This is a genomic window from Streptomyces sp. bgisy100 (assembly GCF_057709105.1).
On the sequence record NZ_JBYITE010000007.1, the window covers coordinates 98,266 to 111,319 of the forward strand.

8 protein-coding genes are annotated in these 13,054 nt (G+C 69.8%); 4 read left to right on the plus strand and 4 right to left on the minus strand.

The window, feature by feature from the left end; translation table 11 throughout:
• Positions 1-64 precede the first annotated feature (64 nt).
• A complete protein-coding gene (locus AC3EQ1_RS07190) occupies positions 65-3,883 on the plus strand; it encodes a glycoside hydrolase family 2 TIM barrel-domain containing protein (protein WP_432093441.1) in 3,819 nt (1,272 codons plus the stop codon).
• 262 nt (positions 3,884-4,145) lie between these two features.
• On the opposite strand, the gene AC3EQ1_RS07195 is transcribed toward AC3EQ1_RS07190, so the two are convergent.
• The 3 genes from AC3EQ1_RS07195 to AC3EQ1_RS07205 form a co-directional block, all read right to left on the minus strand.
• Positions 4,146-4,613 (minus strand): hypothetical protein, encoded by a 468-nt coding sequence (locus AC3EQ1_RS07195; protein ID WP_432093442.1) that lies wholly within the window; start codon positions 4,611-4,613, stop codon positions 4,146-4,148.
• Positions 4,614-5,058: 445 nt separating this feature from the next.
• Positions 5,059-6,129 carry a M20 family metallopeptidase gene (locus AC3EQ1_RS07200; RefSeq protein ID WP_432093513.1) on the minus strand — a complete coding sequence of 357 codons (1,071 nt, stop codon included), beginning with the start codon at positions 6,127-6,129 and terminating at the stop codon, positions 5,059-5,061.
• 222 nt (positions 6,130-6,351) lie between these two features.
• The gene (locus AC3EQ1_RS07205) at positions 6,352-7,881 is read right to left on the minus strand and encodes an NPCBM/NEW2 domain-containing protein (RefSeq protein ID WP_432093514.1); all 1,530 of its coding nucleotides are present in this window, start codon (positions 7,879-7,881) and stop codon (positions 6,352-6,354) included.
• 678 nt (positions 7,882-8,559) lie between these two features.
• Here AC3EQ1_RS07205 and AC3EQ1_RS07210 point away from each other — a divergent pair.
• Positions 8,560-9,531, plus strand: coding sequence for an AraC-like ligand-binding domain-containing protein (locus tag AC3EQ1_RS07210; RefSeq protein WP_432093443.1), 972 nt, complete (start codon positions 8,560-8,562; stop codon positions 9,529-9,531).
• Between the two features lie 628 nt (positions 9,532-10,159).
• Here AC3EQ1_RS07210 and AC3EQ1_RS07215 read toward each other — a convergent pair.
• On the minus strand, positions 10,160-10,834 hold the full coding sequence (locus AC3EQ1_RS07215) for a DUF1707 SHOCT-like domain-containing protein (protein ID WP_432093444.1): 675 nt from the start codon (positions 10,832-10,834) through the stop codon (positions 10,160-10,162).
• A 498-nt stretch (positions 10,835-11,332) separates the two neighbouring features.
• Between AC3EQ1_RS07215 and AC3EQ1_RS07220 the strand changes: the two genes are divergently transcribed.
• The gene (locus AC3EQ1_RS07220; protein ID WP_432093445.1) at positions 11,333-11,794 is read left to right on the plus strand and encodes an HIT family protein; all 462 of its coding nucleotides are present in this window, start codon (positions 11,333-11,335) and stop codon (positions 11,792-11,794) included.
• Between the two features lie 202 nt (positions 11,795-11,996).
• Positions 11,997-13,010, plus strand: coding sequence for a DMT family transporter (locus AC3EQ1_RS07225; RefSeq protein WP_432093446.1), 1,014 nt, complete (start codon positions 11,997-11,999; stop codon positions 13,008-13,010).
• Positions 13,011-13,054 lie beyond the last annotated feature (44 nt).

Sequence of the window (13,054 nt, forward strand, 5' to 3'; positions counted from 1 at the left end):
TCAATACTGTTCGACACCGTTCACTTCTGTTGCATTTCATTCGAATGTGTGAGGTGAGGTTCGGTTGAGCACGCGGAACGACAGAGCCACAGGAGCCGGCACCCCGGTCCGACGGTTGCTCGCGGTGATGCTCGCGATGACCACCGCCGTCGGACTCGGCCTCACGGCGGCGGACACCGCAGCCGGCCGGGCGGCGGACACGGGCGGGTTCCCCGCCGAAGTGAACAGCTACCTCGAGGACCCCGAGCGCACCGAGGAGGGACAGGAACCGCCGCACGCCCGGCTCCAGCCGGACGGCCCCGACCGCGGGACGTGGCAGCGCAGCCTCGACGGCCGGTGGCGGTTCGCGCTCGGCGACCGTCCGGAGGATGTCCCACGGGGCTTCTGGGAGAAGGACCACGACACCTCCGGCTGGAAGAGCGTCCAGGTCCCCCACACCTGGCAGACCGATGGCCTCGACCATCCCGTGTTCCGCAACGTCGAGAGCGAGGTGGCCCCCGACGACCCGCCGAAGGTACCGCGCGACACCAACCCCACCGGGGCGTACGTCCGCACCGTCGACGTGCCGAAGAGCTGGGACGGCCGCCGTCAGGTGATCCGCTTCGACGGCGTCACCTCGGGCTGGTTCCTGTGGATCAACGGCCGGTACGTCGGCTACGACCAGGGCGGCTATGTGCCCGCCGAGTTCGATGTGACCGAGTATCTGCACCCGGGCAGCAACCGGGTCGCCCTCCAGGTGCACCGCTGGAGCGCCGGGTCCTATCTGGAGGACTACGACCAGTGGCGCTTCGCGGGCATCTTCCGCTCCGTGACCCTGTACTCCACGCCCACCACGCGGATGCAGGACGCGTATGTCACCACCGACCTCGACGACGACTACCGGGACGCCACCCTGCGGGCGCAGGTGGACATCGCGCGCACCCCGGGCGACACCGGCAGCGGAGAACACCGGGTCACCGGCGTCCTCTACGACCCCGAGGGGCGCGAGATTCGGCGGCTGAGCGCCGATGAGCACCACGGCAAGGCCGATCTGAGCGGGAGGATCACCGATCCCGCCAAGTGGTCCGACGAGACGCCGAACCTCTACGCACTGGTGCTCACCCTGCGCGACCCGGGCGGCAAGGTGGTCCAGACCGTCCGCCAGAGCGTCGGCTTCCGGGAGATCGAGGTCAAGGACAAGCTGCTGAAGCTCAACGGCAAGCGCGTCCTGATCCGTGGCGTCAACCGCGCCGAGACCGACCCGGTCACCGGACGGCATGCCACCCGTGCCCGGATGGAGCAGGACATCCGGCTGATGAAGCGGCTGAACGTCAACGCCATCCGCACCTCGCACTACCCCTCGGATCCCTATCTCTACGAACTCGCCGACCGCGAGGGCATATTGATCGACGATGAGATGGAGGTCGAGACCCACAGCCACGAGAGCTGCCCCAGGGACTGCCTGGCCGATCGGCCCGAGTGGCGGAAGGCCTTCCTCGACCGCCACCAGGGCATGGTGGAGCGCGACAAGAACCACCCCAGCGTCATCATGTGGGACACCGGCAACGAAGCCGGGCTGGGCCGGGCTCATGTCGCCATGGCCGAATGGACGAAGAAGCGGGAGCCCACCCGGCCGCTCTACCACCAGTCCAACCGGCCCGACGGCGACGCGCCGTTCGCCGACGTCGCCGGACCCCGCTACCCGACACCGGCCTCACTGGAATCCAAGGCCAAGAGCTTCGACAAACCCATCGTCATGGGCGAGTACGCCCACGCCATGGGCAACAGCCTGGGCAATTTCCGGGAGTTCTGGGAGGTCATGCGGTCCCGGCCGCGCGCCCAGGGCGGCTTCATCTGGGACTGGGCCGAGCAGAGCATCCGCCGCCCGCTGATCACGACCCCCGACTCCTCCGGCCACGGCATCGCCGCGAGCCTGTCCGGCAAGCCCGAGGTCGTCGACGGCGCGAGCGGCAAGGCGCTGTACCTGTCCGGTCTGGACGACTTCGTCGAGGTCTACCGCGACCCCCGTCTGGATCTCACCGGCACTGCCGTGACCCTCGACGCCCGGGTCAAGCCCGCCAAGGTGTGGACCGGCGACTTCACCATCGTCAGCAAGGGCGACCAGTACGTGCTGCGGATGAAGGACCAGGACACCCTGGAATTCACCCTCACCAGCCGGGGCAGGCCCCGCACCGTCACCGCTCACGTCCCCGACGGCTGGACCGGCACGTGGCACCGCGTGACCGGCACGTATGACGGCACCGCCCTCCGCCTGTACGCCGACGGCAAACAGCTCGCCGGGACCTCGTGGAGCGGCCGGATCGACTACACCCCCTACGACCTCGGTATCGGCCGCAACACCGACACCATGGAGGACGGCTGGAACGGACGCACCGCACAGGGCACCGTCGACCAGGTCCGCGTCTACGGCACGGCACTCGGTGCGGACCGGCTCGCCGCCGGCGAGGACCCCGAGCACGACGCCCTGATCGCCCTGGACTTCGACGAGTTCACTCACCGGGGCAGCTATCTCTCCTACGGCCTCTACGAGTCCGGCGTGGACGGTCTGGTCACCGCCGACCGGACGCCGGAACCCGAGACCGCCCAGCTCGCCTGGGTGCAGTCGCCCATTAGGATCACCGAGCCCGCCGGTGGCGGGGCCCGATCGGGCAAGGTCACCGTCACCAACGAGCGCGCCTTCACCGGCACCGAGGACCTGAAGCTGCGCTGGAAGGTGACCGAAGGCGCCACCACCGTCGCGAGCGGCACCCGCGCCCTGGACATCGGTCCCGGAGCCGACGAAACGATCCAGCTGCCGGAACCGCCCGCCGGCCCCGGCGGTTTCGAACGCCACCTCACGGTGCAGGCCGTCACCGCCCGCGCGACCGACTGGGCCGAGGCCGGGCATGTGGTCTCCTTCGGCCAGTTCGCGGTCGGCGGCGACAAGGTGCCCGAGCCCGCGGGCCGGCCCGACGGCGGTTCCGCGAAGGCCACCGAGAGCGGCGACACCGTACGCGTCACCGGCAAGGGCTTCCGGTACACCTTCGACAGGAAGGCCGGCACCCTCACCTCGATGCACGCGGACGGCCGGGAACTGCTGCGCTCCGGCCCCGAACTGGACGCGTGGCGCGCCCCGATCAGCAATGAGCGATGGGACTGGGGCACCGCCGAAGGCAAGAAGTGGAGCGCTCTGGGCCTGGACCGGCTGCGCACCACCGTGGACGGTGTGCAGGCGACACCCGGCGACGACGGCACGGTCACGGTGACCGTGCGCTCCACTGCCGCCGCCTCCGACGTCACCGGCGCCTCGTTCGGCCAGACCGTGACCTACCGGATCGACGGCGCGGGCCAGGTACGGATCCGCCACCGGGCCGAGGCGCAGGGCGCGTTCCGCAAGCTGCCCTATCTGCCGCGGATCGGGCTCAAGCTCCGGGTGCCCCAGCGGTACGGCACCTTCCGGTGGTACGGCCGCGGTCCGGTCGAGAGTTTCAACGACCGGAAGGACGGCACGCCCATGGGCGTGTGGTCGTCCTCCGTCGAAGACCAGTACGTGGAATATCTCAAGCCGCAGGACCACGGCAACCACGACGATGTGCGCTGGGCGTCTCTCACCGACCGCCGCGGCCGGGGGCTGCTGGTCTCCGGTGACCTCGAGGCGTCCGCCACCGCGTACGACCAGCTCGACCGTGCCGCCCATCCGCACTTCCTCAAGCGCAACGACGGCTGGAACACCCTCCACGCCGACCATGCCGTCAGCGGTGTGGGGGACACTCCGAATCCGGTCCGCGACCAGTACCGGGTGAAGGCCGACCGGGCCTACGACTACACCCTCACCCTGCGCCCGCTGGGGCCGGGCGCCACGGCCCGGACAGGCGGCAACACCGGCCAGGCGGGTCGCCCATGAGCCGTGTCGGCGCCGTCACGGCCTGATCGACGGCGAAGACCTTCGTGTGCCGCGGCTCCCGGTCCCGGAATGTGCGGCAGACGGGGCGACGACACACCGGAGCAGGCCTCACATCCCCGGTGATGTGAGGCCTGCTCCGGCAGCAGTACGGCCGGTGTCGTGCTGAGCCCCTGGTCGCAGGTGTTCCGGGGCTGTGGAGCCGGCTTTCGCCGGACGGCCTCACCCACCACCGACAGCCGACGCTCCCCGCGAGCGGGGGCGGCTACTGCGGGCGGGCCAGGGACGTGCGCATGGCCGTCATCAAGGCGCGCCTGGACTCCCGTAGTGCGCGCCGTGCCGCTGTGCAGTCGGCATCGCTCCACGTCTCGCCGCGCACGACCGTTTCCCGGTAGGCCAGGAGCCCGGCGGCGACCTCTTTGGCCTGCTCCACGACGTCGAGGGGCGCTATCAGTTCGAGCGCGTACTGCTTGGCGTACACCTCGTGGTCCTGGAGGACCGTCCAGACCATGTGCCGGCGTTCCTCTTGCGGCCGGGACACCTCGCGGCTCGCATGGGAGACGACGTCGCGCGCCTGGGCCAGCGCCTCCAGGTATTGGACGTACACCGACCGCAGCGTTTCGCGGTCCTGCGTCATGCTGTCCCTGCGCCAGCGGGCCCGGTCCGTGGCCAGGGTGCTGCCCACACCGATCGCACCGCCCAGCACCACTGCGGCCAAGGCCGTCCACTCCATCCCCTCAGCATAGGAACGGTCCCGCCCCAGGCGGGGATGGTTCGCGGAGGCAGCGTCTGCTGATGCGTTTGATACTCCTGAGGCGGCGCGCAGCCGCCTCGGGGTGTGGGCGACGCGCGCAGCCCTCAGGTGCCACGGCCGCCCGGGGCACGAGCAGCCATGACGGCACGTCAGGATCTGATGGCGGCGGATCCCGGTGGGCCGACGGGTCCCGAGGAAGACAGCCGCCGGCGGGCCCGGCTCCTGCTGCTCGACGAACACCACCGCCCTCGATCTGCGCCACCAGGACCTGGCGTGCTGCTGGGCCGGGAGCGGACCGCCGTGCGGCTGATCGGCTGGAGTCGGCTGCGGGTGGTGTCCGGGCGCTGCCCGACGGACGCCCGGGAGCCTCCGACCGCCACTGCGTGGGCTCGCGTGACCGCTCACAGGTCGGGCGGGATCACGTTCACCGCCGGGTGCCGTTCCGCACCGCGTTCACCAGTCCGGCGACGAGTCCGGCCCGTTCGGCCATGGCCTCGATCAGCAGGTACTCGTGGTCGGCGTGGGCACCGCCCCCGACTGCCCCCAGACCGTCGAGGGTCGGCACTCCCAGCGCGGCGGTGAAGTTGCCGTCGCTTCCGCCGCCCACTGCCGTGCCGTCGATGCCGGGAAGCAACCGCTCGGCAACCGCGAAGAGCTCGGCCGACGCCGACTCGGGCATCGGGGGCCGGCTGATGGCTCCCTGAACCACGATCCGGGCCTCGGCGAGGTGTGGGGCCAGCGCCGCGAACGCCGCCTCGACCCGTTCCTTCTCTTCGGCCGTCTCGATCCGGACATCGACGATGACGGTCGCCTCGGCCGGAACGACGTTGTCCAGGGTTCCCGCGGACGCGACGGTCGGGGTGACCGTCGTGCCGATGTCGGGCCGGCCGAGCGCCGAGATGTCCAGGACCTGGTGTGCTGCCTCGACCAGGGCATTGACCCCGGCCGCGGGTTCGAGGCCCGCATGCGAGGCCCGGCCCCTGATGGAGACCCGGAAGGTTCCGCAGCCCTTGCGGCCGGTCTTCAGGGGTCCGCCGTCCGCGGCGCCCTCGAGCACGAGTACCGCGCCGCAGGCCAGGGCCCGTTCCTCGATCAGGGTCCGGGAGAAACGGGAGCCGACCTCTTCGTCGGCGGTCACCAGGATCTCGACGCCCGACCGGTCCTCGAGCGTCGCCAGGCCGTGAACGCCCTGCACCAGGCCGCCGAGCATGTCGAAGACTCCGGGGCCGGTCGCCCGCCCGTCCCGGACCGTGAACGGGCGGCGTTCGAGGGTGCCGAGCGGGAACACCGTGTCGTGGTGACCAAGGATCAGCACGGAGGGATCGCCGCCGGCCGACCAGTAGACGTGCGGGCCTGCTTCGCTCTCCACCAGAACCGCCCGCCCGCCCAGGCGGCTCTCGATGACAGCGGCGACAGCTTCGGCCGAAGCCCTCAAGGCGTCGGGATCGCGCGATGGGGACTCCACTTCGACGAGTGTCCTGAGGTCCTCGATCATCGCGTCGACACTCACGTCGACGGTCCTGTGCTTCGTCACGTCGCACAGGCTACTCAGGATGCCGTGGTCCCGGTTCTCCTGCCCGCCGTCCCTTCTCACCGTCCGCTCGGGCCGACGATCCGAACCGACCCGTGGTGGGCCCCACACGTTCGTCGAAGGCCCCGCAGCTCGCCGGAACGGCACACAACTGCGGGGCCGAAGACGGTCGGTGCGGTGTCCGGGTCAGGCGCAGGTGATCCGGGGGGCGGCCCAGTCGGCGTGGTCGGACGTCCTGCCGTTACCGCCGTCCGTGACGACGAGCCGGAGCACGGAGCCCCCGGACAGGTCCGCTGTCAGCCGTTCGGCCGGGTCGTCGACCGTGAGCAGCCCGCTGTCCGCCACCTTCGTGTAGTCCCGGTAGACCCGGAAGACCACGGAGCCGTCACGGACGCTCTCATCGTCGAGGCCGACGTCGACGGTCATCCGGGAGCAGGATCCCCCGAGGTGGTAGGTGACCTCGCTGGGGGCATGCGCCCCCAGGCCCCTGCGGTAGGGGACGCCCTCGATCGTCATGGGGCTGCCGTCGTCCGGCGCCTGCTCGCCGTTGCTGGTGTCCGTCTCGACCGGCCCCCAGCCATTGCTGACACTCGTGGGTGCGAGCGCGCTCAGGTCCGAGGTGCCCGACGGTGGTGCGGCGACGCCGCCCTCCGCACCGACCCGGTAGATCACCGCGCCGTGCGACGGGACGGACGCTCCGATCACGCCGTCGTGCGACACGCTGCGTTCCTTGGACCACAGGTCGTGCAGGGTGTACGAGGAGGCGGCGGGCAGGCCGACGGCACTCGCCCGGGTGGTGATGTCGACGGGGCCGTCCGTCTCGTTGAACAGCACCACCGCCCGGTCGCCGTTGGCCAGTGGCTTGGAGAGGACGGTCCTGCCGCCTTCGGAGGAGACCACGGTCCCCTGCCGGCCAAGGGGGTCCTGGTCGACGGCGATGACGTCCCGGTTGGTGAGGATGTCGAAGGTCTCCGCGGAGGCCTTGCGCAGATCCGTTCCGATCAGCAGGGGTGCCGCCATCACCGACCAGAGGGTGAAGTGACTGCGGTACTCCGTGGCCGTCATGCCGCCGTTGCCGACTTCGAGCATGTCCGGGTCGTTCCAGTGGCCCGGGCCGGCGTATTCGGCGAGGGCCCGGTTCTGCTTGGCGATGGACAGCATGCTCGACCAGGTGTCGGTGATGTCGCCGGTGGTGCGCCACAGGTGACCTACGTCCCCCGCCCATTCCCAGGGCTTGTTCTCGCCCCACTCGCACACGCTCAGCACGATCGGGCGTCCCGTGCGTTCGATCGCGTCCCGCATCGCGCGATAGCGGGTCCTGGCGTCGCGGCCTTCGTTGTTGCAGTTGTCGTACTTCAGGTAGTCCACACCCCACGAGGCGAAGAGCTTCGCGTCCTGTCGCTCGTGGTCGAGGCCTCCCGGGAATCCCTCCCGGTCGCAGGTCTTGGTTCCGGCGCTGGTGTAGAGGCCGAACTTCAGGCCCCTGGCATGCACATAGTCGGCCAGTGCCTTGATGCCGTGCGGGAAGCGCACGGGATCGGGCACCAGGTTCCCGTTGCCGTCGCGGGCGCTCTTGGCCCAGCAGTCGTCGATGTTGACGTACTGGTACCCGGCCTTCCTCAGCCCCTTGGAGACGAAGAGGTCCGCGATGCCCTTCACCATCTTCTCGTTGAACTCCCGGCGGCAGTGGGTGGAGTTCCAGTTGTTGAAGCCCATGGGCGGGGTGAGGGCGAGCCCGTCCTCGACGGCCGCGGCCGGCGGGGCCACGGCGAGCTGGGCGCCCACCCCGGCGAGGCCGACGGCCCCGACGGCGGCGATGAGCGACAGGACGGTCCCCGCGCCCGCCGTCCGGGTTCTGACGGTGGTCTTCTGCACAAGCGGCTCCCATGGTCGGTCACGCGCGTTCCCGCGGCGTGTGAGCAACGGATGGCCTGGAGATCGCCGTCTTGGTCGCCCAACTGACACAAGTAACCAGAATCAGACGGGATCCAACAGATCGTCACACATGAGACCGGATGTTCTGACGTATCGTCAACGGCAGCGACCAAGAATCCGGGGAACTCGACAACGGGGGGCCGGAATCCGACGGTGACGGCCGCCGCCACGAGGGGCAACCAACCTGCTGGTGGCCGAAGTTGGCGGCAGCTGCGCACCGGCGGCCGCCGCAGGCCCCGATGCCGTAGTCGAGCATCGAGGACCACACTGGATACTCCAGAAGCAGCAAAGGAAGCCACATGAGCGGCGAGGGCGCACCCGCGGCCGGCAACAGGGCCGGTCCATACGACACGATCCGGCGGGAACGCCGGCCGCGGTCAATGCCGCGGATGGCCCAGCATTCCGCTCGGAAGGCCCGACAGCTGACTGACCTGCACTCACCGGAACAAGGGGAAGCAGATGTTGAACGAAGTAGTCTTCCGGAGCGAGACCGTGGCGCCGGCCGACCGGTTCGACTACTGGCAGGAGCGCTTGGGAAAGACCCATGCGCCCATGCATCTCAGTAGCGATCACGCCGATGATTACCGGGCCACCCAACGCCTGATCGATCTGGGATCGGTGTCGATGTGGCCCGCGTCCTACCATCCCCTCACGTTCCGTCGCACGCCCCGTCAGATCCGCCAGTCCGATCCCGAGGTGTTCCACCTCTCCCTCCTGCTACAGGGAGAGGGCCATGCGGCCTGGGGAAAGCGAGAGGCTCATTACCTCCCCCACGACCTGCACTGCAACGACTCCTCCGTGCCCTACGAAATCCATACGGGAGGCGAGATCATCAGGAGCGTGGGCCTCGAGATCCCCAAGGCGCTGGTGCCCTTGCCGCACGGAAGGGCCCGTCAGGTGGTCGGGCATCGCATGAACGGGCGGACGGGGGTGGGCGCGCTGCTGGGGCAATTCCTCACCCAACTGACCGCTGACACCACGGCCTATCGGCCCAGCGACGCACCCCGGCTGGGAATGGTGGTGACGGATCTGGTGACGGCGCTCTTCGCCCACGTCCTCGAGGACGAGAACTGCCTGGCACCGGAGACCCGTCAGCGGACCCTCCTGCTGCGCATTCAGGACTTCATCCGGCAGAACCTGCACGACCCCGATTTGTCCCCTGCCGGGATAGCCGCGGCGCACCACATATCCGTCAGGTATCTTCACCATTTGTTCCGGAACGAGGACTCCACGGTCGGGGCCCGCATCCGTCACCAACGCCTGGAGGCCGCCCGGCTCGATCTCATCGACCCGGCACTGCGCACCACACCGATTCACGCCATTGCCGCTCGGTGGGGTTTTCCCCGGGCGACGGACTTCAGCCGCGCCTTCCGCACCGCCTACGGCTCCACGCCCCGGGACCACCGGAAGCAGGCCGGTCGTGCCTCATGAGTGGGGCTCATGGCTGCTATGGGGTGGATGGCGTCGTCCCGGTGTCCCGGAGCCGGAAGGACATCCAGACCACCCGCGGCTACGTCGCCGTATTCGACGAAGACGTCATCCGTCATTACCTCGCCCATCTCAACAAACGCCGCCAGCTCCGTCCCGACCACGAATACCGCGACGCCACCAGCGACGAGTCGGACGAGTTCGAGGGGGGCACTTCGACAAGCGCAAGGTCGAACTCGGCGTATGCGGACGTCCCTACGGAACCCCCTGCCAGCACGAGCACGCCTGCATCCGCTGCCCCATGCTCCAGGTCGGCCCGAAGATGATTAGCCGACTCGACGACCTCGAAGTTGACCTGATCACCCGCTGGGCCCGCGCCAAAGCCGAGGGCTGGAGGGTGAGATCGAGGGGCTCGACCTCACCCTCCAGCTCCTCCGCGCCAAGCGCGACGACACCCACCGTCGTACTCAACGCCCCGTCGTCGACCTCGGCATCCCCACCGTACGAAGCGCAGGAGCCCGATGACTGGCTATGGCGTTCACTATCGGGCTCTGTCAGCGATGCTGCCCGAGCTCCAGCGAAGCGTCAGTTCGGCGGCGACCGCTCCCCGTGATCGCTGGCAGAGCTCCGCTCAACCTCCCGAGCCGATGGAGTCAACGCCTGCAGGCAGGGACCCGGGCCTGCGCAGCAGCCACTGCCCGAACGTCCGCCGCGCAGGCCGCACCACGACGCGGCCATGCTTTTTCTCACCGGCCAGCTCCACGCGCAGCGTGATCGGCACACCAGTGTCCGGGGCCTGACGGTACGTGATCCTGCTGTGTTCCAGTGTCAGGGCATCAGCATCGACCACGATGCCCGGCTTGGTGATCAGCGTCAGGGTCTTGCCTCGCATGTCCACGTCGATCCTCAGGGTGTCTTGCGTGATCACTGCCTGAGTGAAGTCGAGCGTCACCTCGCTCCAGTGGGCGGCCAACTCCAGCCGCCCCGGCACCACCCAGCGCCCTTCACGCTTGATCGGGCTGTGCTTCTGGCGGATCCGGAGTACGTCCTTGACCTCTGCCACGACCGCGCCAGCCGGGAACGATACGGGTGGCAGGTCAACGGTGAGCGCGGCCAGTTCACTCACGGTTCGCGCCGACAAGGCAGCTTCCAGGCGCTCGTCCAGCTCGTCTGCGGTCAGCAGGCCGTCCCCCGCCGCGACACGCAGCACGTCCACCACCCGGTCACGGTCCGCATGAGAGGCCCTCAGCTCGGGTGACGAGTCGGGGCCGGAGCGCTTCCTGGTGGGCGAAATCTCTCCCGACATACTTCCGTCCTGGTCCTGTCAGAGGTCTCCGCGCGACGCAGGCAGCGGCGCGAGAAGAAGACTAACGCTATATCGCGACATGAACCCGGCCGAACCCCATCACGGAGAGGGGATGGGCAGGGTCAATCACGGCATGCGGCATCCACCATGCCGAGGCCCGGTCTCGACGTACAGGGAGCGTCGCATCTGGCGGCTCCGGTACGGCGCGCCCCGGCGCAGACGCCGGAATCGAAAGCCACTCTCCCCAACCGTGACGGCTCCCCGTAATCCCGGACTCTCCCCTTCGGCGTACCGGCAGCGGTTCGGCCCGGTGGCGGGACGTGGGCCGCGGGCGTCCCGGCCGCAGGTCACGCCCCGCCGCGGCAGCGCCTGACGGCAAAACGGTTCGCCCCCCGACACCGGGCTCTGATGTTCTGGGGCGGTTCGCCAACACGGGGATGTCTCCCTGACACAGGGCTGTTCCCGACACTGGGCTGTTCCCTGACGCAAGGAGAGAACATGACCGCTGACGGATGCGAGTTCTGTGCCATTGTGCAAGGTGGGGCCGAGGCCAGCGTCGTCCACGAAGACGACGCGGTGGTGGCCTTCATGGACCTCCGGCCCGTCACCCCGGGCCATCTGCTGGTCGTTCCCAAGGCACACGCGGTGGGCTTGGAGGACCTGGACGAGGCGCTCGGTGCCGAGGTGTGGGCTGTGGCCCACCGGCTCGCCCGTGCGCTCCGCAGCTCGGACCTGCGCTGTGAGGGCGTCAACCTCTTCCTGGCCGACGGGGAGGCCGCCTTTCAGGAGGTCTTCCACGTGCATCTGCACGTCTTCCCCCGCTTCGCCGGAGACAGCTTCCGGATCGACGCGGACTGGAGGGTGCGCGAGCGGGGCGAGCTCGACGAGAGCGCCGCCGCTGTCCGCGCCGGCCTCGCCGCACAGGGCGGTCGCGGAGCCCATCGCCGCGCGGCGGGGTGACAGGGTGGGCCATGTATTCAGCGGAGGCACCGGGCTCCTGACCGGTCTCCCCCACTGGGACGGGTGCCTGCTCTGCGTCCGTCCGTGACGGTCGGCGTGCGGCCCCGCCCCTCCGCGTGCTCCCCCGGCGGTGCTGTCCGGCCGGCACGGGACGGAGCAGGGACACCCCACCATTCGCGGAACACCCGGTAGCGTGCCCTTTATGTCCCTGATCGGCTCGTTACGGCTGTGTCTGCTCGCCCTGTTGTGGGGGTCCAACTACCTGCTGATCAAGCTGGCAGCCCCGGCGTTCTCCCCCGCCCAGATCCTCACCCTCCGGCTGGCGACCGGGGCCGCGGTGCTGCTGATGGTGGCCGCGCTGCGCGGTGAGGCCCTCCCGAAGGACCGTCGGACCTGGGCCCATCTGCTGGTGGGGGCGATTCTCGCCAACGATGTGCCGTACTTCCTCTTCGCCTGGGCCGAGCAGACGGTGGACTCCAGTCTGGCGGGCACCTGCAACGCTGCGGCGCCGCTGTTCACGGTGGTCGCCATGGTGCTCTCCGGGCAGCGGCGCCGGCTGCGCGGCGGTCAGCTCGCGGGGGTCCTGGTCGGCTTCACCGGGGTCCTGGTGCTGCTCGCTCCCTGGGGTGCCCCGGGCACCGTGCCGGCGACCGGTGCCTGTGTCGTGGCCGCCGCCGGCTTCGGCGTCGGGTTCGTCTATCTGGGCCGGGTGCTGGCCGGTTCCGAGCACGGCCCGCTGGCGCTCGCGGCCGGTCAGCTCACCGCCGCCACTGCCGTCTCCCTGCTGACCGGGCCCCTGCTGCTGAAGCCGGTCGGGGGCGATCCGGACGCGACCCTCGCCCTTCTGGCGCTCGGTGTGCTCGGCACCGGTACGGCCTATGTGCTGAACCTCCGTCTGATCGCCGGGGAGGGGCCGCTGGCCGCCTCACTGGTGAGCTATCTGCTGCCGTTGGTCGCCGTGGGCCTGGGGACGGTGCTGCTCGACGAGCCCGTGAGCTGGTCGCTGGCGGTGGGCGGGAGCGCCGTCCTCCTGGGGGTTGCCCTGGGCGGACGGCGGCCGGCGTCCCGACCCGGCTCCGGGCTCACCCCTGCGGCGGGTAGCCGTAGGACTCCCAGCGGCTCAGCACCCGCTCGCGCAATTCGGCCGGGAACTGCGCGAAGTCCGCGCGGACCGGACGGCCCGACTCAGGCCAGTCGTCCCGGGGAAGACAGTTGAACACCGCCTTGTCCGTGCGGGCGGTGCGCCGCTCCTCGTCGCTG

What these genes read in the sequence shown, in the direction of transcription:
- AC3EQ1_RS07220 (WP_432093445.1), top strand. Translation starts at nt 11,333, where the DNA reads ATGACCGCTGACGGATGCGAGTTCTGTGCCATTGTGCAAGGTGGGGCC.
- AC3EQ1_RS07215 (WP_432093444.1), bottom strand. Translation starts at nt 10,834, where the DNA reads ATGTCGGGAGAGATTTCGCCCACCAGGAAGCGCTCCGGCCCCGACTCG.
- AC3EQ1_RS07200 (WP_432093513.1), bottom strand. Translation starts at nt 6,129, where the DNA reads ATGATCGAGGACCTCAGGACACTCGTCGAAGTGGAGTCCCCATCGCGC.
- AC3EQ1_RS07195 (WP_432093442.1), bottom strand. Translation starts at nt 4,613, where the DNA reads ATGGAGTGGACGGCCTTGGCCGCAGTGGTGCTGGGCGGTGCGATCGGT.
- AC3EQ1_RS07210 (WP_432093443.1), top strand. Translation starts at nt 8,560, where the DNA reads ATGTTGAACGAAGTAGTCTTCCGGAGCGAGACCGTGGCGCCGGCCGAC.
- AC3EQ1_RS07225 (WP_432093446.1), top strand. Translation starts at nt 11,997, where the DNA reads ATGTCCCTGATCGGCTCGTTACGGCTGTGTCTGCTCGCCCTGTTGTGG.
- AC3EQ1_RS07205 (WP_432093514.1), bottom strand. Translation starts at nt 7,881, where the DNA reads ATGGGCTTCAACAACTGGAACTCCACCCACTGCCGCCGGGAGTTCAAC.